22 protein-coding genes and 3 pseudogenes are annotated in these 26,005 nt (G+C 66.3%); 14 read left to right on the forward strand and 11 right to left on the reverse strand.

The genetic code is table 11. The annotated features are described in order from the left end of the window. Positions 1-280: 280 nt before the first annotated feature. Positions 281-2,491 carry a galactose-binding domain-containing protein gene (locus ACQPZX_RS02635; RefSeq protein WP_433373812.1) on the forward strand — a complete coding sequence of 737 codons (2,211 nt, stop codon included), beginning with the start codon at positions 281-283 and terminating at the stop codon, positions 2,489-2,491. Here the strand turns inward: ACQPZX_RS02635 and ACQPZX_RS02640 are convergent. Beyond that, positions 2,488-3,444: a LacI family DNA-binding transcriptional regulator gene (locus tag ACQPZX_RS02640; RefSeq protein ID WP_433373815.1), complete on the reverse strand. Its 957-nt coding sequence runs from the start codon at positions 3,442-3,444 to the stop codon at positions 2,488-2,490. The two genes, ACQPZX_RS02635 and ACQPZX_RS02640, sit on opposite strands and share 4 nt — an antisense overlap. A gap of 167 nt (positions 3,445-3,611) precedes the next feature. Between ACQPZX_RS02640 and ACQPZX_RS02645 the strand changes: the two genes are divergently transcribed. From ACQPZX_RS02645 to ACQPZX_RS02655, 3 genes are read left to right on the forward strand one after another with little or no spacing between them, the layout of a single operon-like run. Further along, positions 3,612-4,646 (forward strand): sugar ABC transporter substrate-binding protein, encoded by a 1,035-nt coding sequence (locus ACQPZX_RS02645; protein WP_433373818.1) that lies wholly within the window; start codon positions 3,612-3,614, stop codon positions 4,644-4,646. 3 nt (positions 4,647-4,649) lie between these two features. Then, positions 4,650-5,666, forward strand: a complete 1,017-nt coding sequence (locus ACQPZX_RS02650; protein ID WP_433373821.1) for an ABC transporter permease — start codon at positions 4,650-4,652, stop codon at positions 5,664-5,666. After that, positions 5,663-6,433, forward strand: coding sequence for an ATP-binding cassette domain-containing protein (locus ACQPZX_RS02655; protein ID WP_433373824.1), 771 nt, complete (start codon positions 5,663-5,665; stop codon positions 6,431-6,433). The genes ACQPZX_RS02650 and ACQPZX_RS02655 overlap by 4 nt, the downstream gene beginning before the upstream one ends. Before the next feature lie 42 nt (positions 6,434-6,475). Here ACQPZX_RS02655 and ACQPZX_RS02660 read toward each other — a convergent pair whose 3' ends face one another. Next, positions 6,476-6,715: a hypothetical protein gene (locus ACQPZX_RS02660; RefSeq protein ID WP_433373827.1), complete on the reverse strand. Its 240-nt coding sequence runs from the start codon at positions 6,713-6,715 to the stop codon at positions 6,476-6,478. 63 nt (positions 6,716-6,778) lie between these two features. Continuing rightward, positions 6,779-7,561: a helix-turn-helix domain-containing protein gene (locus ACQPZX_RS02665; RefSeq protein ID WP_433373830.1), complete on the reverse strand. Its 783-nt coding sequence runs from the start codon at positions 7,559-7,561 to the stop codon at positions 6,779-6,781. A gap of 66 nt (positions 7,562-7,627) precedes the next feature. Between ACQPZX_RS02665 and ACQPZX_RS02670 the strand changes: the two genes are divergently transcribed. From ACQPZX_RS02670 to ACQPZX_RS02710, 9 genes and pseudogenes are all read left to right on the forward strand, one after another. Then, complete coding sequence (locus tag ACQPZX_RS02670) at positions 7,628-8,434, forward strand: SDR family oxidoreductase (protein ID WP_433373833.1); 807 nt, start codon at positions 7,628-7,630, stop codon at positions 8,432-8,434. A 19-nt stretch (positions 8,435-8,453) separates the two neighbouring features. Then, positions 8,454-8,813 (forward strand): annotated as a pseudogene (locus ACQPZX_RS02675) (metallophosphoesterase family protein); the annotation flags it as partial. A gap of 135 nt (positions 8,814-8,948) precedes the next feature. Further along, positions 8,949-9,620: a helix-turn-helix domain-containing protein gene (locus tag ACQPZX_RS02680; RefSeq protein ID WP_433373836.1), complete on the forward strand. Its 672-nt coding sequence runs from the start codon at positions 8,949-8,951 to the stop codon at positions 9,618-9,620. Continuing rightward, positions 9,617-9,766, forward strand: coding sequence for a hypothetical protein (locus ACQPZX_RS02685; RefSeq protein ID WP_433373839.1), 150 nt, complete (start codon positions 9,617-9,619; stop codon positions 9,764-9,766). The genes ACQPZX_RS02680 and ACQPZX_RS02685 overlap by 4 nt, the downstream gene beginning before the upstream one ends. Continuing rightward, on the forward strand, positions 9,763-10,533 hold the full coding sequence (locus tag ACQPZX_RS02690) for an ABC transporter permease (protein ID WP_433373842.1): 771 nt from the start codon (positions 9,763-9,765) through the stop codon (positions 10,531-10,533). Before ACQPZX_RS02685 ends, ACQPZX_RS02690 begins: the two co-directional genes overlap by 4 nt. Continuing rightward, positions 10,530-12,293 carry a type IV secretory system conjugative DNA transfer family protein gene (locus tag ACQPZX_RS02695; RefSeq protein ID WP_433373844.1) on the forward strand — a complete coding sequence of 588 codons (1,764 nt, stop codon included), beginning with the start codon at positions 10,530-10,532 and terminating at the stop codon, positions 12,291-12,293. The genes ACQPZX_RS02690 and ACQPZX_RS02695 overlap by 4 nt, the downstream gene beginning before the upstream one ends. 161 nt (positions 12,294-12,454) lie before the next feature. Then, complete coding sequence (locus ACQPZX_RS02700; RefSeq protein WP_433373847.1) at positions 12,455-12,796, forward strand: hypothetical protein; 342 nt, start codon at positions 12,455-12,457, stop codon at positions 12,794-12,796. Positions 12,797-12,867: 71 nt separating this feature from the next. Continuing rightward, the gene (locus ACQPZX_RS02705; protein WP_433373850.1) at positions 12,868-15,129 is read left to right on the forward strand and encodes a restriction endonuclease; all 2,262 of its coding nucleotides are present in this window, start codon (positions 12,868-12,870) and stop codon (positions 15,127-15,129) included. Between the two features lie 375 nt (positions 15,130-15,504). Further along, positions 15,505-15,663: a hypothetical protein gene (locus ACQPZX_RS02710; RefSeq protein ID WP_433386088.1), complete on the forward strand. Its 159-nt coding sequence runs from the start codon at positions 15,505-15,507 to the stop codon at positions 15,661-15,663. 3 nt (positions 15,664-15,666) lie between these two features. Here the strand turns inward: ACQPZX_RS02710 and ACQPZX_RS02715 are convergent. The 5 genes and pseudogenes from ACQPZX_RS02715 to ACQPZX_RS02735 all read right to left on the reverse strand — a co-directional run. Further along, a pseudogene (locus ACQPZX_RS02715) lies at positions 15,667-15,984 on the reverse strand (hypothetical protein); the annotation flags it as partial. Between the two features lies 1 nt (position 15,985). Further along, positions 15,986-16,891 (reverse strand): hypothetical protein, encoded by a 906-nt coding sequence (locus ACQPZX_RS02720; RefSeq protein ID WP_433373853.1) that lies wholly within the window; start codon positions 16,889-16,891, stop codon positions 15,986-15,988. Between the two features lie 201 nt (positions 16,892-17,092). After that, positions 17,093-18,166, reverse strand: a complete 1,074-nt coding sequence (locus ACQPZX_RS02725) for a hypothetical protein (protein WP_433373855.1) — start codon at positions 18,164-18,166, stop codon at positions 17,093-17,095. A gap of 293 nt (positions 18,167-18,459) precedes the next feature. Continuing rightward, entirely contained in the window at positions 18,460-18,822 is a 363-nt protein-coding gene (locus ACQPZX_RS02730; RefSeq protein ID WP_433373858.1) for a hypothetical protein, read from the reverse strand. 1,029 nt (positions 18,823-19,851) lie between these two features. After that, positions 19,852-21,507 carry a recombinase family protein gene (locus ACQPZX_RS02735; RefSeq protein WP_433373861.1) on the reverse strand — a complete coding sequence of 552 codons (1,656 nt, stop codon included), beginning with the start codon at positions 21,505-21,507 and terminating at the stop codon, positions 19,852-19,854. A gap of 32 nt (positions 21,508-21,539) precedes the next feature. Here ACQPZX_RS02735 and ACQPZX_RS02740 point away from each other — a divergent pair. Then, a pseudogene (locus tag ACQPZX_RS02740) lies at positions 21,540-21,704 on the forward strand (YfcE family phosphodiesterase); the annotation flags it as partial. Here ACQPZX_RS02740 and ACQPZX_RS02745 read toward each other — a convergent pair. The 3 genes from ACQPZX_RS02745 to ACQPZX_RS02755 all read right to left on the reverse strand — a co-directional run bounded on the left by ACQPZX_RS02745 (position 21,701) and on the right by ACQPZX_RS02755 (position 26,005). Further along, positions 21,701-22,138: a nitroreductase family deazaflavin-dependent oxidoreductase gene (locus tag ACQPZX_RS02745; protein ID WP_433373863.1), complete on the reverse strand. Its 438-nt coding sequence runs from the start codon at positions 22,136-22,138 to the stop codon at positions 21,701-21,703. The pseudogene ACQPZX_RS02740 and the gene ACQPZX_RS02745 overlap by 4 nt on opposite strands. A 95-nt stretch (positions 22,139-22,233) precedes the next feature. Next, a complete protein-coding gene (locus ACQPZX_RS02750) occupies positions 22,234-23,127 on the reverse strand; it encodes a hypothetical protein (RefSeq protein WP_433373866.1) in 894 nt (297 codons plus the stop codon). 70 nt (positions 23,128-23,197) lie between these two features. Continuing rightward, positions 23,198-26,005, reverse strand: coding sequence for a LuxR C-terminal-related transcriptional regulator (locus ACQPZX_RS02755; RefSeq protein WP_433373868.1), 2,808 nt, complete (start codon positions 26,003-26,005; stop codon positions 23,198-23,200).

A 26,005-nucleotide genomic window follows, 5' to 3' on the forward strand; every position in this document is an offset into this window, starting at 1 on the left:
CGGTGCGCGGCGGCCTCGCGAAGCATGAACGGGAAGTTACGTCACGCCATTGACCTGCGCTGATGCCCGAACGGGCAAACGGCCATGACTATCGCTTGTGACATCCGCAAGTCCACGACTGTTATCGATCGGTTCCGGAACCTCGGCCAACTCTGGACAGGGTCGCAGACCCCTACCTAGCTTCGATGGCGGGGGAGCGCTCTCCCCGTACATGTGGAGAGATCGGCCTCCCCGAGGGTGCAAGCAGTCCCCCTTGCAGTTCCCCGCCCAAGGAGAAGCAATGACCATCCCCGTCAGCTCCGCACCTCCGCGGAGACGCTCCCCCTGGCGCCTCGGCGCGATCGGTGGCCTGGTGGCCGCCGTGATCGCCGGGTACGCCGCCTTCACCACCGTCGGCGCCAGCGCCGCGGAAACCCTGCTCTCGCAGGGCAAGCCGGCCACGGCCTCGTCGACCGAGGTGGCCGGCGCGTACCTCGCCTCCGAGGCGGTCGACGGCAACCTCGGCACCCGCTGGGGCTCGGCGTTCTCCGACCCGCAGTGGCTGCAGGTCGACCTCGGCAGCTCGCAGACGATCACCCGGGTCGAGCTGAACTGGGAGACCGCCGCGGCCAAGGCTTTCCAGATCCAGGTGTCGGACAACGCGTCGAGCTGGACCTCGATCTACTCGACCACCACGTCGACCGGCGGCAACCAGTCGCTGACGGTCAACGGCACCGGCCGGTACGTGCGGATGTACGGCACCCAGCGCACCACCGGTTACGGCTACTCACTCTGGGAGTTCAAGGTCTACGGCGGCGGCACCACGACACCACCGACCACGACGCCGCCCACGACCGGGCCGACCGTTCCCCCGGGCGGCTCGCTGGGCAGCAACGTGATCGTCTTCGACCCGGGCATGTCGAGCGCCTCGATCCAGAGCCAGGCCGACACGATCTTCCGGCAGCAGGAGTCGAACCAGTTCGGCACCCAGCGGTACGTGCTGGCCTTCAAGCCGGGCACCTACAACGGCCTGAACATCCAGGTCGGCTTCTACACCTCGGTGGTTGGTCTCGGCCAGAACCCGCAGGACACCCGGATCAACGGCGACATCACCGTGGACGCCGGCTGGTTCAACGGCAACGCCACCCAGAACTTCTGGCGCTCGGTCGAGAACCTGTCGCTGTACCCGGTGTCGGGTGACGACCGCTGGGCCGTCTCGCAGGCCGCGCCGTTCCGCCGGATGGACATCCACGGCGGCGTGAACCTGGCGCCGAACGGCTACGGCTGGGCCTCGGGCGGCTACATCGCCGACTCGCGGATCAGCGGGGTCGAGGGTCAGTACTCGCAGCAGCAGTGGTTCACCCGGAACAGCCAGATCGGGTCGAACTCGAACGCGGTGTGGAACCAGATGTTCGTGGGCGTGCAGGGTGCGCCGGCGGCCAGCTACCCGACCCCGCCGTACACGGTGATCGGCTCCGCTCCGGTGATCCGGGAGAAGCCGTACCTGTACCAGACCGGCGGCAACTACGCGGTGTTCGTACCGAATCTGCAGTCCAACGCCTCCGGTGTGACCTGGGCGAACGGCAACACGCCGGGCACGTCCTTGCCGCTGTCGCAGTTCTACGTGGCCAAGCCGGGTGACAGCGCCGCCACGATCAACCAGGCGCTGGCGCAGGGTCTCAACCTGATCTTCACTCCTGGGATTTACCACGTGCAGCAGACGATCAACGTGACCCGGGCGAACACCGTGGTCCTGGGCCTCGGCTACGCGACGATCATCCCGGACAACGGGGTCACCCCGATGCAGGTGGCCGACGTGGACGGTGTGAAGATCGCCGGCCTGCTCTTCGACGCGGGCGCCACCAACTCGGCGAACCTGCTCGTCATCGGGCCGAACGGCAGCAATGCCAACCACGCCGGCAACCCGACCACGGTCCAGGACGTGTTCTTCCGGATCGGCGGCGCGGGCGCCGGCAAGGCCACCAACAGCCTGCTCGTCAACAGCAACAACACGATCATCGACCACATCTGGGCGTGGCGGGCCGACCACGGCACCGGCGTCGGCTGGACGGTCAACACCGCGGACAGCGGCCTGATCGTGAACGGGCAGAACGTCACCGCGTACGGCCTGTTCGTCGAGCACTACCAGAAGACCGAGGTCCTCTGGAACGGCAACGGCGGGCGGACCTACTTCCTGCAGAACGAGCAGCCGTACGACCCGCCGTCCAACGCCGCCTGGCGCAGTGACGGCACCGGGTACCCGGCGTACAAGGTGGCCGACAGCGTGACCAGCCACGAGGCGTGGGGCATGGGCAGCTACGCCTACTTCAACGCGAACCCGGCCGTGCACTCGGCGAACGGGTTCCAGGCGCCGGCGAACGGCGGGGTGAGGCTGCACAACATCTTCACCATCTCGCTCGCCTCCGGCACGATCGACCACGTCGTCAACAACATCGGCGCCGCCGCCACGGCCGATCAGGTCGTTCCGCGAACGGTGACGAACTTCCCCTAGATCGCCAACTCACCGCTGCCGCGCGGGATCAGGGTCGTCGGGATCCTGATCTCGCGCGGTGCGCTTTTGTCGCCGTCGATGCGCTCGAAGAGGGTCAGCGCGGCGGTCCGGCCCATCCGCGCGGGGTCCTGAGCCACGACGGTGACCGGCGGGTCGAGCAGGTCCGCCAGCGGGAAGTCGTCGAAGCCGACCAGCGCGACCACCCTTTCCAGGCCGAGCCGCCGCAGCGCCCGCACCACGCCGATGGTGATCAGGCTCCGGCCCGCGAAGATGGCGGTGGGTGGGTCGGGACCGCGGAGCACGGCAATGGCCGCCCGTTCGGCGGCGGCGGCGTCGCGCAGATCGTGCACCTCCGGGCCGGCGCGGCCGCCGAGGGCGCGCAGGTAGCCCCGGTGCCGGTCCTTCGCCGTCGTCAGCCTGCGCATGTCCCCGAGATACGCGATCCGCCGGTGCCCCTGGGTGATGAGGTGGCGGATCGCCCCCGCCGCTCCCGCGACGTTGGTGGACAGAACCGTGTCGGCCTCGACCCCGGTCGGCAACCGGTCGACGAAGACCACCGGCACTCGCAGCGATGCAAGGTATGCCTGATTTGCCGCCATGGGCGCGATGATCAGTCCGTCTGTCTGGGCGACGGTCAGAACCGCTTCCCGCTCCCGCCCCTCGGCCAGGTTGCCGGCCAGCACCTGCATCCCCCGCGCGCCGGCCTCGTCGATGACCGCCCGATGCAGGGCCGCCGAGAACGGATTCGACACGTCCTCGAGCAACACCCCGATCGTCCCGGTGTGCCGGTCCCGTCGCCGTAGCAGGCTCGCGCCCAGGTGCGGCCGATAGTCGAGCGACTCCACCGCCGCCCGCACCCGGGCCGCCAGATCGGGCGCCACGGTGGTCTCGCCGTTGACCACCCGGGACACCGTCTTGAGGCTCACCCCGGCCGTCCGCGCCACGTCGTTCATGGTCGGTCGATGCGCCATCCCTATCGACTCCCGTCGATGTTGATCACTGAGCGCAACACTTCGGAAACTCATTGTTGACACGGAGTGAACCGGGGCGTCTACTGCGAGACAACGTTGTCTCTCGATGTGTGCTAAATCGATTCGGAGGAGACATGCGGGATCCAATCATGTCCAGGAGCGGAAGGTTGGTGGCTGCCGGCTGCGTGATGGCGCTGGCGCTGGGCTCGGCCGCCGCGTGCAACAGAGGATCCGGCGAGGACGTTGTCGGACTGATCACGAAGACCGACACGAACCCCTTCTTCGTGCAGATGAAGAAGGGCGCCCAGGCGGAAGCCGAGGCCGAGAGCCTGGAGCTGCAGACCTTCGCCGGCAAGCAGGACGGCGACAACGAGGCCCAGGTGCAGGCGATCGAGAACCTGATGTCGTTCGGCGCCAAGGGCTTCCTGATCACGCCGAACGACTCGAAGGCGATCGTGCCCTCCATCGACAAGGCGCACGAGCAGGACATGCTCGTGATCGCCCTGGACACCCCGGTCGACCCGCCGGACGCCGCGGACGCCACCTTCGCCACCGACAACTACCAGGCCGGCAAGCTCATCGGGCAGTGGGCGAAGGCGAAGTTCGCCAAGGACAACAAGCAGGCGAAGATCGCCATGCTCGATCTCAACGCCAACGGGGTCTCCGTCGACGTCAAGCGCGACCAGGGCTTCCTCGACGGCTTCGGGATCCAGGTCGCCGACCCCAACAAGATCGGCGACGAGAACGACCCGCGGATCGCCGGCCACGACGTCACCGACGGCGCCGAGGACGGCGGGCGGACCGCGATGGAGAACCTGCTCCAGAAGGACCCGGCGATCAATCTGGTCTACACGATCAACGAGCCCGCCGCGGCCGGCGCGTACCAGGCCCTCAAGAACGCCGGCAAGGACAAGGACGTCGTGATCGTCTCGATCGACGGCGGCTGCCCGGGCGTGGACAACGTGTCCAAGGGCGTCATCGGGGCCACCTCGATGCAGTTCCCGCTCAAGATGGCGCAGATGGGTGTCGACGCCATCGCCGCGTACGCCAAGGACGGCACCAAACCGCAGGTGACGCCGGGCAAGGACTTCTACGACACCGGCGTCGAACTGATCACCGACGACCCGCAGGCCGGCGTGGAGGCGAAGGACTCCGCGTGGGGCAAGCAGAACTGCTGGGGGTGAGGCATGGCAACCGCTACAGCTTCCGACTTCGAGGTGCGCCGGCACGACTCGTTCGGCCTGCGCGTCCAGCATCTCCTGCACGGCAACCCGGTCCTCGGGCCGCTGGCCGTGCTGATCGTCGCCATCATCGCGTTCTCGATCGTCAACGCCCGCTTCATGACCGCGACCAACCTCTCGCTCGTCCTGCAGCAGGTCACGGTCATCGCCACGCTGGCTCTCGGGCAGACCCTGATCATCCTGACCGCCGGCATCGACCTGTCGGCCGGCGCCATCGCGGTCTTCTCCTCGGTCCTGATGGCGCAGTTCTGCACCAAGGCCGGCATGCCCGGGGTGATCGCCCTGGTGCTCGGCCTGGCCTGCGGCACCGCGATGGGCGCGATCAACGGCGCGCTGGTCACCCGGATCAAACTGCCGCCGTTCATCGTCACGCTCGGCACGCTGACCATCTTCTTCTCGCTGAACTCGGTGGTCAGCAACTCGGAGACCGTGCGCGGCTCGGACATGCCCGGCCTGATGACCTGGACCGGCAACTCGATCCCGATCGGGAACTTCCGGCTCACGTACGGGTCGATCATCATGCTGCTGCTCTTCGCGTACTTCTTCTATGTGCTCTCCCGTACCGCCTGGGGCAAGCATGTGTACGCGACGGGCGACGACGTCGAGGCCGCGCGGCTGGCCGGCATCCAGACCGGGCGCGTGCTGTTCTCGGTCTACACCGTGGCCGGCCTGCTCTACGCGATCGGCGGCTGGATCCTCATCGGCCGGCTCGCCTCGGCCAGCCCGAACGTCGGCGTCGAGTACAACCTCGACTCGATCACCGCGGTCGTGCTCGGCGGCACCAGCCTCTTCGGCGGCCGGGGCAGCGTGATCGGCACCCTGATCGGCGCGCTCATCGTCGGCGTCTTCCGCAACGGCCTGCAGCTGGCCGGCGTCGAGGTCGTCTGGCAGGGCTTCGCCATCGGCCTGCTGGTGCTCGTCGCCGTGTCGCTCGACCAGTGGATCAGGAAGGTGAAGACGTGACCTCTCCAGTCCTCGAAGCCCGCGGCTTGGTGAAGCGCTACGGCCGCGTGGTCGCGATCGACGGCAGCGACCTCGAGCTCTACCCCGGCGAGATCCTGGCGGTGATCGGCGACAACGGCGCCGGCAAGTCCAGCCTGATCAAGGCGCTGTCCGGCGCCCTGATCCCCGACGAGGGCGAGATCTTTCTCGACGGGCAACGCGTCCATTTCCGTACGCCGATGGACGCGCGCAATTCCGGGATCGAGACCGTGTACCAGACCCTGGCCGTCGCGCCCGGCCTGGACATCGCCGACAACCTGTTCCTCGGCCGTGAGGAGCGCAAGGCGGGCCCGCTCGGCTCGGTCTTCCGGATGCTCGACCGCTCCCACATGCGCTCCGAGGCGAAAAGGCACATGAGCGAGCTCGGCGTCGCCACCCTGCAGAACATCGGCCAGGCCGTCGAGTCGCTCTCCGGCGGCCAGCGTCAGGCGGTGGCGGTGGCCCGGTCGGCCGCGTTCGGCAGCAAGGTGGTGATCCTCGACGAGCCGACCGCGGCGCTCGGCGTCAAGGAGGGCAACCGCGTCCTCCAGCTGATCCGCGACGTCCGCGACCGTGGCCTGCCGGTGATCCTGATCAGCCACAACATGCCGCACGTCTTCGAGGTGGCCGACCGCATCCACATCCAGCGTCTGGGCCGCCGGGCCACGGTGATCACCCCGAAGTCCCACTCCATGTCCGAGGCTGTCGCGATCATGACGGGTGCGGCCCCGCCACCCGAGGCGGCCTGAGACACGGATCCCCTGGGCCCGCATCGGGCTCAGGGGATTCGCCTACTTCTTCTTCTTTTTGTCTTTCTTGCCCTTCTTGCCGCCCTCGCCACCGCCGAGCAGCTCGTTGAGCAGCATCTGGTCCCGTTCGTCCGCTATGTCGCGGACGGTCTTCGGCTCGGGCACCAGGAACTTGAACATGATCGCGGCGATCACGAACAGCCACGCCCACCAGGGAATGCCGGACTCCGGACCAAACAAATTGCTGGTCACGGTGTAGGCGTTGTCCATGATCTGATCCATCACCGCTCCTGTTCGCTTCGGGTCGGCCCCAAGAATCGGACGGCACCCGGGTGCGGCTTAGCTTTATCGGCCGCCGAGCAGACGGGCCAGCGCGTCGGCGGAGGCGCTGCCCGGCTCCGGCTGATACGCGATCATGACGAAGCCCGAGCCGGCGATCGCCAGCGACTGGCGGCGCAGGGACAGCGGGCCCACATCCGGGTGGCGGAAGCGCTTGGTCTCGTCGCGGGTCGGGCGGACGTCGTGGTGGGCCCACCAGCGGCGGAAGTCGTCGTCCGCCCGCAGCTCCGCGATCAAGGCGGCGGTGGCCGGGTCGTCGAGGTCGGCCGTCGCGCGCAGGGCGGCCACGGACTGGGCGGCGACCTCGGGCCAGTCGGGAAACAGCTCGCGGGCGGCCGGGTCGAGGAACATGTCGCGGACGAGGTTGCGGCCGGGGTGATACAGCGGCGCGAGCAGCATCGCCGGCTTGTTGGCCAGCAGCACGTCGAAGTGGCGGTCGCGGACGTACGCGGGGACGCCGGGCCACGCGTCCAGCAGCTGCTGGAGGTCGGCATCCGCCGTGGCCCGGGCCGGGGCGCCAGGGCCGGGGGCGGCGAGGGCGTGCAGGTGGGCGGTGGCGTCGGGGTCCAGGCGCAGGGCGGCCGCGAGGGCATCCAGCACCTGCGGGGACGGGTGCCGGTCGACGCCCTGCTCCAGCCTCGTCAGATACTGCACCGAGACGCCGGCCAGCCGGGCCAGCTCCTCGCGGCGCAGGCCCGGGACCCGGCGGCGGCCGAACGTCCGCACGCCGGCCTCGGCGGGGGTCACCCGCGCCCGCCGGGCCTGCAGAAACTCTCCGAGAGCGGTCATCGTCCGTCGAGGGTATCCCCGGCGGGGTGCTGGCTCGGGCCGGGCGGCCGGAGCATCGTCGAGGACATGAAGACATGGTTCATCACTGGAGCTTCGCGGGGGTTCGGCCGGATCTGGACGCAGGCCGCACTCGAACGCGGCGACCGGGTCGCGGCAACCGCCCGCCGCCCGTCGACGCTCGACGACCTGGCCGGCAAATACAGCGACCGCTTGCTGCCGATCCGCCTCGACGTCACCGATCGCGCCGCGGTGTTCGCCGCGGTCGGGCACGCCGCCTCGACCTTCGGCCGCCTCGATGTAGTGGTCAACAACGCCGGCTACGGCCTGTTCGGCATGGTCGAGGAGACCAGCGAGGAGCAAGCCCGGGCGCAGCTCGACACCAACCTGCTCGGTCCACTGTGGGTCACCCAGGCCGCCCTGCCGGTCATGCGGGCCCAGGGCGGCGGGCACTTCCTGCAGGTCTCCAGCATCGGCGGGGTCGCGGCATTCCCGACGCTGGCGCTGTACAACGCCTCCAAGTGGGGGCTCGAGGCGATGAGCGAGGCGCTCGCCCAGGAGGTCGCCGGGCTGGGGATCCGGGTGACGATCGTCGAGCCCGGGCCGTACGGCACCGACTGGTCCGGCGACTCGGCGGTGCACGCGACGCCGCTCGAGGCCTACGAGCCGGTGCGCGCGGCGCGGCGCTCGTCGGCCACAGCCCGGGCGCCACGCGACCCGGCCGGCACGGCCGAGGTCATCCTCCGCTTGGTCGACCTGCCCGAGCCGCCGCTCCGGCTGTTCCTCGGCGGCTATCCCTATCCGGTCGCCGAGAAGGCCTACCGGGATCGCCTCGCCACCTGGGAGCAGTGGCGGGAGCTGGCCGAATCCGCGTAGTCCCTTATCGTGGGCAGACATGCGGCTCGTGTTGACCAGTGACACCCATCTGCCCAAGCGGGCGCGCGATCTGCCGGCGCCGTTGTGGGCGGCGATCGACGAGGCCGACATCGTGGTGCACGCGGGCGACTGGGTCGACGTGGCCACCTTGGACGCGCTCGAGGCGCGGGCCGCGCGGCTGATCGGCTGCTACGGCAACAACGACGGCGCCGGCCTGCGGGCCCGCCTGCCGGAGATCGCCCGCGCCGACCTGGACGGCCTCCGGATGGTCGTCGTCCACGAGACCGGTCCGGCGCAGCGGCGCGAGGAACGCTGCGCCGCCCGCTTCCCCGACGTGGACCTGCTGGTCTTCGGGCAGCTCAACATGCCAAAACCTACAACACGAAGATGGCCCCGGTAGGCGGTGCAACGCCTGTCCCGGGGCCGTTGAGCCGGGAGAGGACCCCGACCCTCCGTGAGTGTAGAGGCAGTGAGCTGGGCGCTCAGCGATGCGCCCGACGTCCCACCATCCTGCATGGCCGTACTGATCGGCCTCGCCAACCACGCACATCCGAACGGACACGGAGCCTTCCCGTCTCAGGAACGGCTCGCCCACTACTCCCGCAAGTCCACCCGCTCGATCCGCAGCGACCTGGCGACGTTGGAACGCCTTGGCCTGATCCGTCGCGGCGACCAGCGGCACACAGCGTTCATTCCCTCTGACCGTCGCCCGGTCGTCTGGGACCTCGCGCTGGAGCGTCGCCGAGAGGTGCCGTCGTCGCTCGACCCGTTCGCCGAGCCGCTTTCCGGTCGTCCAACCGAGGTGCCTGAGCCTGTGGATAACCGGGCGGAAGCCAGCTTCCGGGCGGTGGCCGACCGGGCGGAAGCACAGCGCACGACGGCCGGAAGCCTGCTTCCAAGGGGCCGGAAGCTGGCTTCCTACAAACCGTCCTTTAACCATCAAGAACCAAATGAGGGCGCGGCAGCGTCGGAAGGCGTTGGCCGGTCGTCGGCTTCCGCCCGCAACCCCATTGATTCTCCGAAGGACCAACCCCAATCCTCGGCGCGTCGTGGCTGGACTCCGCCGAAGGGCGCGGCGTTGCCGCCCAACGTGGGTGACGCTCGCTGCCCGAAGCCTGGACACGTAGGCCAGCCCATCGGCTCGTGCGCCGTGTGCCGCTCCGAGGCTCTGGGCGGTGCCGCATGAACGTACTCGCCTTGTGGGCCATCTGCCTCGCCGCCGGCGGCCTGTCGCTGATCGTTGCCGTGATGGCAGTAGTCGCTCAGCGCGCCGTCGAGTCTCACTCCATCGCGACGGCCGACCAGATCTCCCGGAAGGGGACGCGCCCGTGACCGTCACCAGCGCCTACCCGCGAGACCTGGCTGACCTGCTCCCGGCTGCCCGCACGCTCGCCAAGACCGTGTCCGGCGTTCCGTCCCGGAACCGGCTGATGCGTGAGCTTCGGATCGGCGCGCCGAAGGCCCAAGCGCTGCGATCGGCCCTACTCGCCGAGCCCACCGTGAGCCCGCTTGCCGATCCGGTTTCCGCCTACCCGTCGGCTCGCGCCGACGTGAATCCGATCATTGAAGCGGCTGAAATCAACGCTGAGCTGTCTGCCGAGATCACCCCTGCCGTACACCCGGGCACCGAGGCCGAGGCCGCTACGGCGATCCGAGAGCCCCGGGCGCGGAAGCGGGCGCACTCCCTGATCCTGTTCTTTCTCGCCGCACCCGCTTTCGTCGCCATCTGGTCAGGTTGGGTCGGACTCGGTGGGCTCACCGGGTTCGGTGTGGTGCACCCGCTCCCCGGCATCTGGGACTCGCTGAGCCTGAACACAGCGATCACGCTGCCGATCGGAGTTGAGGCATACGCGGCGTACGCCCTTCGCGTCTGGCTGTCGGGTGGCGTTCCTCGGCGTGCTCGCCGGTTCGCCGCCGTGTCGGCTGTCGCGTCGCTGATCCTCGGCGCAGCCGGGCAAGTCGCCTATCACCTGATGACCTCTGCCGGGATCACGTCTGCGCCGTGGCAGATCACCACCCTTGTTGCCTGCCTGCCGGTCGCCGTGCTCGGCATGGGTGCCGCTCTCGCCCACCTGGTCAGCGAGGGGGGAGACCAGTGAACGACGTAGAGCGCGCGATCCGTCGGCTTCAGCGCAAGCACACTGCCTCTCGCTTGGCCTACCGGTACGTGTCCGGTCGGCCGCTCACCGGGAGGGCTGGCTATCCGTACCTGAGCCGTGGCGATGGCCGATGGGCAGGCTGGCAGCGTCAGTCTGTCCGCCTCGGCGTTCCGGCCGTGGCGATCGTGGCTGCGGCTTACCCCGCGCCCACCGGCGGGACGCTTGCCGCCGCCGTCGCAGTGACCGGCTGGCGGTTACGCCGCAAGGTGACGATGCGTCGATTCGACCGAGCGTACGTCGCTCCAACGTTGGCCGCTCTCGCGCCCGCTCTCGGTCTTCAGAACGGCGGCGTACGGCTTCACGTCGATCCGACCTTGGGCAGCCTCACGCCACGGCTGGCGAAGCCTCTGTCGCCCGCTGAGACGGCGTTGCGCACGTGGTACGGCGAACGGGCAGAGCCGATCATTCGGTGGCTTCCTGAGCGTGCTCAGCGGGCCGCATGGTCGATGCAGCGTGCCGCCGAACCGATCACGGCAAGGCTGGCGATGTTCCGTAGGCCGGTGGATCCCGACCAGGGGCCGCGTATCGAGCTGGTCGCGGAAACGCCGTACCTAACTCGTGAGCAACGGCAACTCGTCTCGGCCATCATCGGCAGCAAGATCCCCGTGTCCGACCTGGTCGAGTCGTGGCACCAGGTCGGCCCTCGGGTCACCGCGACGTGGACCGTGCGGAAGCGTCCGCCTGCCCGCGTCGGCTACGCCCAGGTGCTCGCGCACCTCCCCCGGCTGGCGGAGTGGGAGTTCTACATCGGGCAGGGTGCCGGAGACGTTGCGGTCACGCTGTCTCTGCGGGACGACTCACCGCACATCGCGGTCAGCGCGGGGACCGGTGCCGGTAAGAGCGTGCTCGCTGAGCTGGTCGCCGTGCAGGTGCTCAACCGGGGTGGTCGGGTCGTGATTCTCGACCGCAAGGGCTCGCATCGTTGGGCACTCGGCCTCGCTGGCGTCGACTACTGCTCGCGGCCAGAGCAGATGCATGACGCCCTGGTTCGCCTCGCCGCTCTGGCCGATGAGCGGAACACGCTCGCCCTGCACGAGGCTGAAGACAGGGATCCCGGTCCGCGCGTGCTGGTCATCGCCGAGGAACTTAACGCCACGATCGGGCAGCTCACGAACTTCTGGGCGGAGTTCCGCGGAAAGGGAGACCCGAAGCGCTCCCCTGCCGTGTCGGCCCTGGCCGATCTGCTCTTCATGGGCCGAAGCGCCAAGGTCAACGTGCTCGCCGTCGCGCAGATGCTGACCGCTCGCGCCATCGGCGGTCCGGAGGCGCGGGAGAACTTCGGCATCCGCTGTCTGGCCCGGTACACGGCGAACAACTGGAAGATGCTCGTGCCCGAGGCAGCGATGCCGCGCGCTTCGCGCACGCTCGGTCGGTGGCAGGTGGTCATCGGCGGCCAGGCGACCGAGGTTCAGGTGGCCTACCCGTCCAACGCTGAGGCTCGGGAACTCGCTTGTCCCCGGTCCCCGGAGACATCCGAGGTCAGCGGCCCATCAAGCGCTGCTGGGGACTTCCTGACGCTACGCCAGGCAATCGACGCCGGAGTGATCCCGTGGAAGCTGGAGGCGGCGAAGAAGCGGCTTCAGCGGCGGGTCGGTCGGGTGCCCGCTCCGCGAGGACGGAGCGGGAATGCCGACCTGTATGCGAGGGCCGACCTCGCCGCATGGGTGGACGGCGGAGCGGCTAACGATCGCGCGGCTTGAAACCGCACGGTGACGTTGAGGGATCGCGGGTCAGCCCGTGGTCCCTTCCGCGTTGTGTGCCAGGAGGTTAACAACGAACAGCCCGAACGCCTGCTGGCAAGGCCAGCCTACGGACAGCAAAGTAGAGAACCACTCCTCAACAAACTCAGCAAGGGATCACCGTGGAGACCATCGCCTACGCCTGCCACACCGCCTACCTTGACCCGATGACCGGCTCTGGCCTGCTGGTCCGGCCCAATCCTGACGACGACTTGCGGACAGCCGGCCCCGGTGGGTCCCTCCAAGAGGCGGACTGGAACAGGGCGATGCGGGACCTCTACGCCCGAGGCTGGGCACCAACCGAGGACGAAGACGGAAGCTGGGCTCTCGACAGTGAGACACCCGACGGGCGCGAGGTAGTCGGGCTCTACGGCCAGAACTCGATCATCGAGAAGCCGTCTACTGAGCAACTGGTAGCAGCCTTCGCTGAGCTGCGCCAGCTGGCTGGAAGTACCCCTGACTAGCGCGATGCCGTTGATGCACTCCGTCCCGTCATGCAAGCTGGTGACCCACGTACCTATTGGAGTAACGGATCTTGGCCGACTACGATTTCCGCACCCTCTCGCCAAGCGACTTCGAGATACTCATTCGCGATCTTCTCCAAGCAGAATATGAATGGCACCTAGAGGCCTTCGGACATGGCCGCGATGGCGGCATCGACCTGCGAGCGAGAACGGCGACGGGGAAAATCGTTGTCCAATGCAAGCACTACCTAGGGTCATCATTTTCAGATCTTCGATCATCGGCGCGCCGCGAGGTGTCAAAGATGAACAACGAGAATCCCGACCGCTACCTCTTTGTTACCTCCCAAGACCTAAATAGGACCCAGAAGGACACTCTCGCAGATGACCTCAAGCCATGGATTTCCGACACCGCCGATCTGCTAACCCAAAAAGATATCAACGACCTCATAACGCGGCACCCAGTGGTAGAGCAACAGCATTTCAAATTGTGGCTTGCCTCAACAACCATCCTTGACCGCATAGTACAAAGTGGCATTTGGTCCCGCAGTGAAGCCTTACTTGAAGACATCAGGGACCGGGTCAAACTCTACGTTCCTACTCACAACTTTATGGCAGCCTACGAACTTCTCAATGAGAAGCATGTTGTCGTTTTAACAGGTGCCCCCGGGGTCGGCAAAAGCATGCTCGCCGAGATGCTCGCTTTACGCTACTGGCACGAAGGTTGGCAGATCGTATCAGTAGGAACTGATGTCGATGACGCTTGGGACGCCTACAAGTCCGGACAGCGGCAAGTATTCCTGTACGACGACTTCCTCGGGCAGACGGACCTCAGCGAACGACGAGCCAAAGACAGTTGGATAACACGCTTCATGAGTCGCGTCGCAAATAACCCAGATAAGCGACTCGTGATGACAACAAGATCGCAAATTCTTCAGCAAACCAGACTGATCAGCGAACCAATCGCACGCGCAGATTTCCAGATCGTTGAGTGCGTGGTGAAGATTGCTGACTACGGGGCGGTTCAGCGGGCGCGAATCTTATACAACCACTTATATTTCTCGTCACTTCGACGTGAGGTAGTCCGAGACTACGCCGCAGCCTCCTCCTACTGGTCAGTCGTCAATCACAAAAACTTTTCGCCACGTATCCTTGAATTGATCATAGACAGGCCACATTCGTCAGCAGAGGAATTAGCTACCAGTCTGAACCACACCCTTAATCACCCCCTCGATCTCTGGAGAATTGTATTCAATGGCCTATCCGACATCGGGCAACGAATAACGCTGACGCTTGCATCTTTTCCCGTATCGGGAGTCAGTCCCGACACCCTAAGACGCTTAGTGAAAAAGGATTCCAGGCCGACGGATTACACCGGCGCGCTTCGCGTTCTAGAGGGCACCTTTGTTCGCGTGGAGAAACCGGTACGCGGCGGCACTGTGATCGCTTACGCCAATCCCAGCGTGCGCGACTTCATTCTTGCTTTCCTTAACGAAGAGCCAGACTACTTGATGGCAATCATCGAGGATGCCGAGAGCGTGTCACAGGTGGGCGCACTCTTGTCGTATGCCGCATCCGAGGTTGACGGAGAGTTGCGTTTCAAAAATAGCGCAGACGCTTTCACTCGCCACCAACTAGCGATAACCTGCAAGATGCAGGAGCTTTCTACCAATAATAATGGTGATCCCGAACGAGCAGGGAATACCTACCGGGCATCGGCCGGACACCTAATCAAGTCACTTCTTCCGGCGCACAGGGTGATGAGAAAATCGTTCGATGGGCTCCTCATTTCAGCCATCGAACTCGTGGAAGGACCAGCCTCCTACTTTATGGAACCCGACGACTGGGAGCGCTTTAACATCGCCATCATGAGGGGTTATACCGACGGCGCTGAGCAGCTTCGCGAGAAGTTGGAGTGGGCCTTCGAGAGCTGGGGCGAGGTACTGTACACCATAGATGACGTAAATTCGTTCGAGGACTTTTACGATACTCACGCATCGATTCTAAAACAGGATTTCGACCCTAGCGAGAAGTATCACGAGAGCGTCTGTTCGGGGTTACGCCAAGAGATAGAGAATCTTTCCGGCAATGAGCAAGATCAAGACTCGGATCACCAGTGGATTGACGCCGTCGAGCAAACCGCCAGAAGAATAGGTGTCCTCGACGACCTAAGATCCGACATTGAGTCGGCACGAGAATCAATTTTTGAGCGCTACTCAGGTGGTTACGATCCCCGCAATATGCCGACTTCCGGGGCAGGGTACGGAAGGCCCGCCTCAGCAACCTCAACCTCGGACCGAGCCACAATTGAAGGCATGTTCCGTGAGCTTTCCTAGCGCCCCAGCACTAATGCCGTCCTATGGATACAAGGGGGGTATGACCCGTTCAGGATCAAAACGAGGACCGGTCGGTGATAGCAGCTCGGATTCTGCCACGGTTTCCAGGCCGTTCAAAGAACGTTTGTGCAGGTCAGGCGCCTATAGACCCCCAAACAGGCGCCTAAATCCGTGCCACGGCTTCAGAGTCGATGCTGTTTGCGCAGGTCAGCTCGCTCGGAGGGGCAAACCGGCCCTTGCCCCTGCCATAGCTGGAGCGTCAGCAACCCTTGGCGGAGGAGAGTAGATGCACGAGCAGACAAACCTCAGCTCCTCGCCCGGGACCTAAACGGGCGCTCCGATACCTCCCGTTGCGTAAGCACGTAGAAGTCTACGATGAAGCAGCTCAACGAAGTCAGCAACCGAGACAAGGGCCGCGATCTCCGCCGTAGTGATAACGATTATCTTCGTTCCTCGCGGGGCGAGATGGAGGCCAATAGCGTGCGCATTAGTAAGATCTTGCGGATTGCCCGTAATTCCATTAGCGGCGACTAGAACTCCTACCTCTACGGCTCTACCCGTCAAGATGTTCGCGAAATAGCCGACTGTTTTACTGTCGACCGGGTCATCCCAGTCCTTACATTCGACCAACAGAACGTTAGGCAAAAGAGACAGTCCATCACTGGCTCTCGAATTCCCGACGGCAACATCGATCTGCTCTGTCCCAAAGACGTTCGTAATGTCCGGCTCAACAATGCAGCCAGGCACACAATCGAATAGGTAAGCCACAAGCGCCTCGTAGGCTTTCCCTTTCGCGTTGCTGTTTGGTGCAGTCGCAGCCGTATCGAGATGCTGACGAATCACAGAAGGGTCCACGTCAGGCTCCGTGTACAGCCTGATTGCGGGCGCGCCTCAAAAATTGCTCTAGCGAGCCCTCAGCAACCATCCGGATCAGTTCGACGGCGGAGAGAGCCAAGATTCCTTCCACAGGCTCTACCATCCACAGCGGCTGAGGAGGGCCTACGCTATCGAAGACGAGTAAGCCAAGATCAGCGTGAAGGCTTTGCCTATAGAACGCCAACTGTTCCAGTGCGCGCCTAAAGGTCAACCGGTCTCCCCTGACCTTCTTCACCTCGACAACGACGAAGAACGGGGATCCATGCTTCGCTTCCACACCAATGACCGCATCAACACCGAGATCCTGCCCGCCAGCGCGGTCGACGTTGTCTGCTACGCCTCCGAAGACTTCGGAGAGAAGCCTTACGACTTGCTTCTCAAACTGGAGCGCCGAACCGCGATCGCCGGCATCGAGAGTCTCCAAGATAGAGGTTGCCGTCGCGTCTAGGTCAACGCGTTGCGCTGCCGGCTCCCGAGAAATGATCTCAGCAGAGGTTGCATCTCTTACTGAGAGGGTCTTCAAGAACATCCTAAGATGAAAGGCAAGCGAGTCGTCGTCCTCAAGATCAACAGCCGCATACGCAACCGACGAGAGCGCAGGATGCAATCCACCCCTGGAACCGGTAATGGCTAGAAGGGGAATCCCTTTACCAAGCAAGATGCCGATCTCAACATAGATGGCGAGCAAACCTGTCGCCTGGTGCTCAGCTTCATCAATCTCGGGGAGCACTGCGACGGCGCAAGTAACGTCACTGAAATCAGCGCTCATCAGAGAGGAGCCGGCACCCATATCTTCAGTAAGGATCGGATCGAAGCCATGATCATTGATGATCCGCAGGAGGCCATCCAGCCCCTCACTCCGGGAGGTCGAGACTACGCACCGCATTCGCTCTCACAATCACCTTGGCCGCCTAGGCCACCTCACTGTACTTTAACGCCCGTCGTGCTGGCTAACGGCACGAAATGCCGAGGAGCCGCCCCCAAGCCGGTAGAACTTTGGGACGGCTCCTTCATCAATGGGCTAGTGGTTGTTCACGCAGTACCCTGCACGGGCGGCGCATTGATCAACAACTTCTTGTAGGCCGACTCAGCCTAGAATGGCACTAAGAAGCGTGAAGTCAACACGGACGGTGGACTTCTCAACCTTGACGCGCCCTACCTGATCGGGCCGCTTCTGCTCCGCCCACTCGTACTTGGCCACTGAGCCGCTATCGATCCTGCCGAGCCACGGCGCAATCTTGCCCGGGAGATTCTCCACGGCCATCGCGATCCTCGCCGCCAACTCGGTCGATGTGTGTCGGCCAGCAACGTGGAGCGTTACGGAGACCTGACGGCGGACGATGCCAGCGTCGTTGGACAAGTCGACCAGGTCGCATGCCTTTACACTGGCGGAGATCGAGGAGCCAGGCACCCGGTAGCGGGGATCATCAGCGTTGTGAGTGATCTTGTCGCCAGCGGCGTGGATCGAGTCAGAGACGAGCCAACCGAAGTCGCGGAGCGCCGACTCCGGGGCTTCGAGCGGAAGGCTAGGAATTTCGGGCTGAAGCTTGACGATGTCGATCGCCAGCTTCGGGGCACGGAGTTGTTGGCGAGCGTTGACGTACGCCCGCTCAGCGAGACCGCCGTCGTCAATCAGCCGCTTCACGGCCCTGTCGACCACGGTGTAGTCCCACGCCTCCACGTACTCCGGAAGCACGAGGTCAAGCCAAACCGTACCGCTCATCGCGCCCGTGCTCGGCTCAAGCGTCGTCGGCTTGAGCTGCGACAAAAAGGCCGCTGGCCCCTCCGCGTCTCGAGGCAACTCCGGCACCACGCTGATCGGCATGCCCTGGAGGCCGAAGGCGAACGGGTCTTTCTGGATGAGCTGGTGAAGCCACTCGGCCAGCGTTGGCGAGGTCTGAGCCTGGAACAGCTCGACTGCCCGCTCAGCTCGCTGTACAGCGCTCTTCGCCGCAGGCACAAGCAGCTCTGCCCGCTGAATCTGGAAGTACGCGGCGGCAAGCTCTAGTGCAGTGACCTTGTCGTCTCCGGCGGAAAGCTGGTCGCGGAGTTCCTCGTTGGCGGTGACTGCGGCTTGTTGGTCAGCTTCCCGCTGGTCGAGCAGAGCGCGAGCGTCAGCGAGCGCCTGAACGGGAGAGGTGGACTTCTTGTTGGTAGCCACTGAGGGCGACACTCCTTCTTGGGTTTGGGCATGACGACATGGCGAGATGGCCTCGCCTTTGTCGGGGTTGCTGATGACGGCCCGCTCCGCGGGCTCTTGATGGCCAGCGCCAGCGGGATGGTGGTGAACAGATGACGGGTTAGGAGGCGACCTCGTTAGGTCGTTCACCCCGTCCGAGTGAACTCGCCGACGCCTCTTATTTAGATATAAGAGGAATCTGCGTTTTCCCTGGTCAGAAGGCTTTGGCTTGACCCGAGAGGGCAAGAGCGTTGCCCCGCCAGGACAAAGGCCGGCTAGCCGCCTGGCTTGATGCCGTGCGTCTTGCAGTACCGATTGCCGTAGCGCTCCTTCTGGAACACGTGATGGGCGAGAACGAGGCAACGCGCTTGCGAACTCGGTGCCACCAGATCCAAGTCGCGTGCCTTTCCGAGAACGCGCGAGAGACTGGTGGCGTTGAGCGGCTTGCCGCCTTCGTCTTTGAGATGCTGGCTCAGCTCGCCCGGACCGAACTCCGCGTGTCCGATCTGGTTCGCCCAGCCGATTGCGGCGAAATGGACCCGATAGACAAGCGGGTGACGGGGATCCTTTGCCCTTCGCTGGCATTCCATGACGGACAACGCGCCCCACGGCCGGTTCCTGCCGAAGTTGATCGCCACGTCACGAACCTTGATGAGTAGTGCGCCGGATCAGAGCGTCTTCAAGTCCGTCTCGGTAGCCGACCGCCAACGTCTCCGGCATTGACATGCATGCCGCGAGGATGTCGGGGATCGTCCATCGGGTGATCGCTGCGAGGCAAAGGATGCTCAGCCCTGCCTCTCGGAAGTGCCGGGCGATCTCGGCATTGGTCATGTCTGGGGGCGGCAGCTTTCCACCCTCTCGCTGCCCACTCACCGCTCACCTCCCTTCAGCAGCCCCCGTAGGCGGCTCTTAATCTCCGGAGTCAGAGGCGGTGCCTGCTCCACGATCTGGTCGATGTACATACGCCAGTCGGCGCGCGTGTCCTTGGAGGCCGTTTGCTCCACGCTGTGCGGGACTCCCTTCGTGTTCGAGGTCGGGCCGACCTCAACAAGCGCTCCTTCTGCTTGAGTTGCCAGGTCCATCGGAGCGGCTTGCCGAACCGCTCGTGATCAACGGTAGGTCGGTACCGCCGACAGAAACGAAGGACTGAGGCTGCGAATTCGGGGAACGGCTCGATCATCATCGACGCGATCTTGTCGGAGGCATCGCTAGTTCGACTACTAGGAGATTCTTCGACCCCGCGCCTGTCCAGACGCACTAGATCGGCCGCGATGGCGGGCGCACGAGATCACTTGGGTCGAGCGAGGTCCGAGGGTTTGTCAGTGACAGGGCTCACCGCTCTTCTTGCGCTCCAGGTATCCGAGCGAGGTGGGCTGGCCTCCAGCCTGACCAAATTGGCCAGCGCCGGAATGCCAGCTCCATGCGCCGCGTTCACCTTCACTGCTCGCAGGGTCAGCCACGACGAAGGGGAGTTCATGCACGGGCGCGAGTGACGCCCGGGTAGATCGGAGTACGCCGCGTGAGTTCGCGCGAGCAGGCAACGCCAGCACTGACCCGAGAGCAATGGATTGAGCACCAGGCCGCAAAGGCACCGAAGCCAACTTGGGAGCGCTGGGTCGCTGCAAACGCCGCGCTCGGCATCTTGGTCAAGCGGAGGGTCGGGCCGGCTACCGCCACACCGGCTCGATCAGATCAGGATTGAAGTACCGCTTGCGCTTGACCACCCGGCCGAGCTGCTCGTCCCACTCGGGTTCGATCGGCCGGATGATCACAGCCTCCAGATAAGACGCGACGAACGCTTGCCGCTCGCCCATCGTGGACTCATCCCACCGATCGCGGACGCTGGCTGACGCGCTGACGCTGGCTTCGCGCTGCTCGATCTCCGCTCGGGTCGCGACCAGTTCTTCGCGCTCGCCGGAGAGGTCCTTTCGCATCGCGAAGTATTCCTGCGAGGTCAGCGCCTTGGCCTTCCACTGGTCGTAGAGGTCGGTCAGGAGACCTTCGACGTCGGCGATCCGCTGGTCAACCTCGGGTGGCACAGGGGCCGGCTCAAGTTCGGCCTCGCTGGCGAGGCGGTCATGCACCCTGAACACGAGGTCGCGGATCAGATCATCGACGCGGCCCATGTGTCGGGTGTTGGTGCATCGGCCCTCTTCGCCACCCTCGCAGCCATACCGCCAGTAGTCCTTGCCCCTCGACAGGGTGTGGGTTCCAGCCATCCTGGGGAGCTGCGGACAGCGACCGCACCGAACCAGACCGGACAGCAGGTACTTGTGGTGTCGGCCTCGCTCGTCATTCTTGGGACTTTGTGCCTGCCTGCCGATCTTGTCGACCAGAGACTCCCAAACTGACCGCTCGACGATCGGCTCCCACTGGCCCTTGACCTCCGTGCCGTCGGCCTTGGTGACAATCACATAGCGGGTCGCCGGTTCCCCCAAGGCTCTATCGCCCTGCACTGACGTGCTCCGGTATCCGGCAATGCGTGGGTTGCGAAGCATGTTGATGAAGGTCGAGCGACGCCACGGGTTGCCCACAGTCGTCCGCAGTCCGCGCCGGTTCCACTCGGCCACGACCGCCATCGGATTGACGCCGGCCACGATTTTGGTGATGGCCTCGCGAACCTCGTTGGCTTCGGCATGCTCGAGCGTCCGCTTATCGACCTTCCAACCGTACGGACGGCGCGAGCCGACGGGCTGCCCCTCCTCTGCCAATTCCTGATGCTTCCGCTTCTGCCGACGCGAGGTGTCGGCTGACGACTTGTTGTTCATCGCTGTGAGCACACGGGCCATCGCCCGACCGCCGTCGGTGTTCAGGTCGAGGGAGCCGGTCGTGCCATCGAAGAACCGGTGATAGTGCTCGGCCAGTTCGATGGCGTCTTCCAGGTCCCGGTTGTCGCGAGCCAGTCGGTCGAGGTCATAAACGCATGCGGCCGTGCAGATGCTGGACCGCAGAGCGGCGAGCATCGCCTGCCACCGAGGCCGGATCACCCGCCACGCGAAGTATTGATTGCCCTGCTCGTCGGCAACGGTGATGCGCTTCTTCTTGAACGCCGAGGTGTCGTTTTCCTCGTAGATCGTGACCGACGCTGCGCCTCGGGCCAGGACATAGTTGATCGTGTCTGTTGCCTGACGGCGTACCCCTCGGTACTCCTCCAGCCGGTCATCTGAGATCCGCAGGTAGACGGCGACGTGGAGCCTGTCCATCGAGCGCACGGCCTGCGGATACAGTTCGACACCTAGCTGGGCTCGGGCCTCATCGCCTGACACCGTGATCCCGTCGAGGGACTTGCCAGGGATCGCGAGGAGTTCAGCGAGATCGGGCACCGTGCTACCGTACACGTGACCCAGGTTTTGGCATGTTCGCTCACTCGCACATCCCCTGGGACACCACCGCCGCCAACGGGCTGCGGCTGCTCAACCCCGGCTCGCCCACGGATCGGCGGCGGCAGCCGTTCGCCACGTTCATGACCGCCACGGTCGCGGCCGGCAAGCTCACCGAGGTGGTGCTGCACGAGCTCTAGCCGGCGACGATGCGGAAGACCGGGAAGCCCGGCGCGGCGTCCTCGATGTCGGCCCGCGGCGAGCCGGCCTTGAGCCCGTCGAAGAAGGCGCCCGTCTCCCAGGCCCACTTCTTCAGGTAGAGCCGGATCAGCGGCTCCTTGTCGGCATCGGCGACATCGACCGGGACGAACCGCTGGCGCCGCCGCCCCAGCCGAAGCTCGCCCTCCCCGGCCGCGCGCAGGTTGCGCACCCACTGCGTGTGCCCGCGCGGCGCGAGGAGGTAACGCTCCCCCTCGTACGTGAAGAGGTTGACGATCGTCGTGCGAACCTCGCCGGACTTGCGCCCCCGGACCGCCAGGACCCGGCTGCCCATGAGGCTGATCCCGCGCGCGGTGAGCCACTTCGCGAGGTCGTTGAAGATGTTGGCGGCGCGCTTCGGGGCCAGGTAACGCATGGTCTTCTCCTCCAAAACGAGAGCACTGCTCTCTCCTGTAAACAGTGAACACCGATCGGCGCACGCTGTCAAGAGCAGTGCTCTCGCTTCCGGTCTCATCGCGAGAAGCGCCAAACCCCGGAAGCATCGCCGAAGTAGGTCGCGTGCGGGTCGGCCAGCACGTCGTGGGTGCGCGGGCCGCTCAGGAACGACCAGTCGTAACCGGCGAGCCACGTCCCCACCGCGCACTCCGGCGCCGAGGTCGAGCAGTCCGACCAAAGCACCCGCCGGCCGTCGCTGAAGACCGAGGCCACGGTCCGGCCGTCGGTGGCCGGGCGCAGGACGACCGCCGCCTCGCCCTCGGCCTTGCGCCAAACCGAGCCGTCCGCCGAGCCGTAGAAGACGACGCCGCCGCGCGCGTACAGCGAGGTCACCGCCCGATCGGCGGTGGCGAACAGGGCCTCCCCCTCCAGGCCGATGCGATGGATCCGCTTGCCCTCGGCGTAGTAGAGGGTGCCGCCATCGAGCGCGAGGTGGGTGATGCCCGACCCCTGGGCGAGGGTGTGGACCGGACCGCCGCGGATCGGCACGGCACGCACGCCGTGGGCGTCCGGCCAGATCAGCAGGCGGCCGTCGGTCACCAGGTCGCGCACGCCGATCGGCTCCTCCGGGGTGGCGACGACCTCGCCGCCGGGCACCCGCTTGATCTGCGACGCGCCGTCGGCGTTCACGACGACGTAGATGCCATCGGCATACACGAGAGCGCCGAAGTTCCGGCCGGCGCCGGACTCGGTGTAGAGCACGTTCTCCTGACCCGGATCGGCGTTCTTCGAGGTGCGGTAGACGGTGGTGCCGGCCGTCCAATAGAGATCGTGCGCGGTCTGCACGAGCCGGGTGGGCGCCGAGAGGGCCACCGGGACCGGCCGGGGCGGATCGCGCGGCTCGGGGGCCGGGATCGCGGTGGGCAGCGACATCGCGGAGAGCGCCGCGAGCGCGAGCTGGATGAGCATCGGAGTCCTCCTTTGTCGGATGGACCCACGCTCCCGTCCCGGCGACCGCACCCACATCGGGAGCGGCTCTTCAGAAGTCGCCGTTCTCCTCTTCAGATTTCCGCCCTCGCGAGCGGCGGGCGAGCTCGGCGAGCTGCACCCGGTTGGTCGTTCCGGTCTTGCGCAGCATGTTGGAGATGTGGACGCCAATCGTCTTCTCGCTGAGCACGAGCGCCTTGGCGATCTCGGCGTTGGTGCGCCCGGTCATCAGGTGAGCGAGCACCTCCCGTTCGCGGCGGGTCAGCCCCGGCAGCTCGGGCGGCGGCACGACGGGCCGCTCGGCCGGGGTCAGGTCGACGCGGGCGCTGCGCGCCAGCTGCTCCAGCTCGGTGATCAGTCGTCGCGCGCCGAGATCGACGGCGAGCTTGTAGGCCCGGCGAAGGGCTTCGGGCGCCTCACGGTGGGTGCTCCGGTCACGCAGGGTGGCTTGGGCAAGACGCCAGCGACCGTACGCCTCATCCCACGGCACCTCGGCCTCATGGCAGGCATCGGCCGCCGCTCGCCAGAGCGGAAGCTCGGCCGGGTCGCGGTTCGCCCGGGCCGTCTCGGCATCCGCCCGGAGCTGGAACGCCCGCAGGGTCGCCTCGGCCGACGTCGCGTTCAGATCGGCGACCACGCTCGGATACCGGCGCCGGAAATCGGTGAGGCGAGCGAGAATCGGCACGGGATCCTCGGCGGCCTCGGCCTGGTCGGCCAGCGCGCGCGTGGCGATCGGCAACATCTCCTCGACGTACGGCATGCACTCGAGCCCGTGCAGGGCGATGGCGAAGGCCCGGTCGGGGTCGCCCGCCTCCAGAGCCACGAGGGCCCGGATCTCGTCGAAGTAGACGTTCTGGACTCCGCCGCGGTCGGCGCCGAATATCTCCTCGGCGCGGGCCAAGTGCCCCTCGGCCTCGGCCGTCCGGCCCTGCAGCGCGGCCAGCGTGGCGGCGGTCAGCCGGGCGACCACATCGCCGCGCGCTCCGGGCCGGGCGCCGAGCGCCACCCGGAGCCGTTGCCGGCAAGCCGCCCCATCGCCCGTCAGCAACAGGCAGCGAGCTTCCCAGGCGCACATCTCGGCGACGTGGCTGTGCGGCGCCCCGAGCGCGACGAGGTCCTCCGCCGCGCGGTGGTAGATGCCCGCGATCTCCCGCCGGGAAACGGCGCGTGCGTTCGCCGACGCGTAGGCGGCGAGCCGGATGAGCCCGAAGTGCCGAAGGCTCGCGGCGATCCGCCAAGCCCGCTCGGCATCCTCCTCGGCGCCCGGCCGCCGGGTGGACGTCCCGGCGTACACCCGAACGACGAGCGCCTCGGCGAGCGTCTCGTCGTCCCCGCTCGCCTCGGCCAGCTCGAACGCCGTCGCGGCGAGGGCGACACCCTCGGGATCCTCCATGGAGAGCAGCTGGTCGGCCAGCTCGATCATGCTCCGCGCGTGCTCGACGCTGTCCGGGTACGGCGCGGTGAGGGCGACGACCGCGCGCCAGGCCGCCACATCGGGCCCGTCGAGGCCCAGCCCTTCCCTCATGGCGCGACGGCGGTGCACCAGGCGGGCGTGCCACAGTGGCTCCCGGTCCGGCGACACCAGCCCGATCAGCGCCTCGACGGCCTCGAGCTCGTCCGGGCCGAAGCCGGCCTCCCGCGACGCGGCCTGCGCCCGTTCCCACAGGTCGATCCGGCTCGCGCGAGGCTCGCCGACAACCGGCCAGAGCGCCAGGGCGCGGCGCAGCAGCCGAAGCCGTTCGGGGGCGCCCGCGGTCACCTCGGCCGCCCGCACCGCCCACCGGAACGCCGGCTCGGCCATCCCGGCCCGGTCGTAGTGATCGGCCAGCTGGGTCGGATCGCCGTCGCCGAGCGCCGCGGCGTATCGGGCATGCATCTGACGGCGCTGTTCGGGAAGAAGATCGCCGTCGAGGATCTCGGCCAGCAGGGGATGTGTGAACCAGTAGCGCTCGTCGCCGTCCGCGCGCAGCACTCCCACCTCGACCGCCTCGCGGAGACCGGGGAGCACGGGCTCGTCGAATCCGAGCGCCGGTGTGATCCGGGCGAGTCCCTCGTAGTGCTGGGGGTGGCCGCCGACGGCGAGGATCCGGGTCAACTCCCTCGCGGGCGCGGACATCTCGCGCCAGGGGCGGATCACCGCGTCGCGCAGCCGCGCGGGCCGGGCCGCCGGGAGCGCGGTCGCGTGTGGATCAAGGTCGCGGACGAGCAGGCTGGTCAGATACGGGTTGCCGGCGGTGCGGGCGAACACCTCGTCGACCAGCCCTTCGTCGGCCGGGCGCCCGAGCAGGCCCGCGATCTGCTCGCCGGTCCCGGCCCGGTCGAGCCGGTCGAGCACCAGCTCCCGTGCGCGGGGAAGGCGTTGCACGTCGGCAAGCCAGCCGGAGAGCCGGTCGCCCTCGGCGCCGGCCCGGATGGTGGCGGTCACCGCGAGTCCCCGATCGGCGCGACCGGCGATCACGTAGAGCAGGACGTCGAGGGTGCTCTGGTCGGCCCACTGCAGGTCGTCGACGACCAGCGCCAGCGGCCGGTCGGCGGTCGCCCTGTCCAGCCACGAGTCGAACGCGACGAGCGTGACGTCGTCGCCGAGGCCGGCCCGTCGCAGCGCGCCGCGCAGCGGCAGCAGCGGCGTGGTCATCGAGGTCAGCGGCAGGCAGGACGCCCAGATCGTCTCGACCCGAGCATCTTGGCACGCCTCGCCGACCAGCGACGTCTTGCCGACGCCGGGCTCGCCCCGCACCAGCAGCGTCGACGCGTGCCCGGCCGCGGCCTCACCCAGGTGGGCGAGCACCGCGGCGCTCTCGTCGGCACGCCCGGCCAGCGCCACAAGCCCGAGTTTCCCGCGCGGGACGGGCGGCTTCAA

Origin of the sequence: Actinoplanes sp. CA-142083 (assembly GCF_050942195.1) — a bacterium.
Classification (GTDB): Bacteria; Actinomycetota; Actinomycetes; order Mycobacteriales; family Micromonosporaceae; genus Actinoplanes.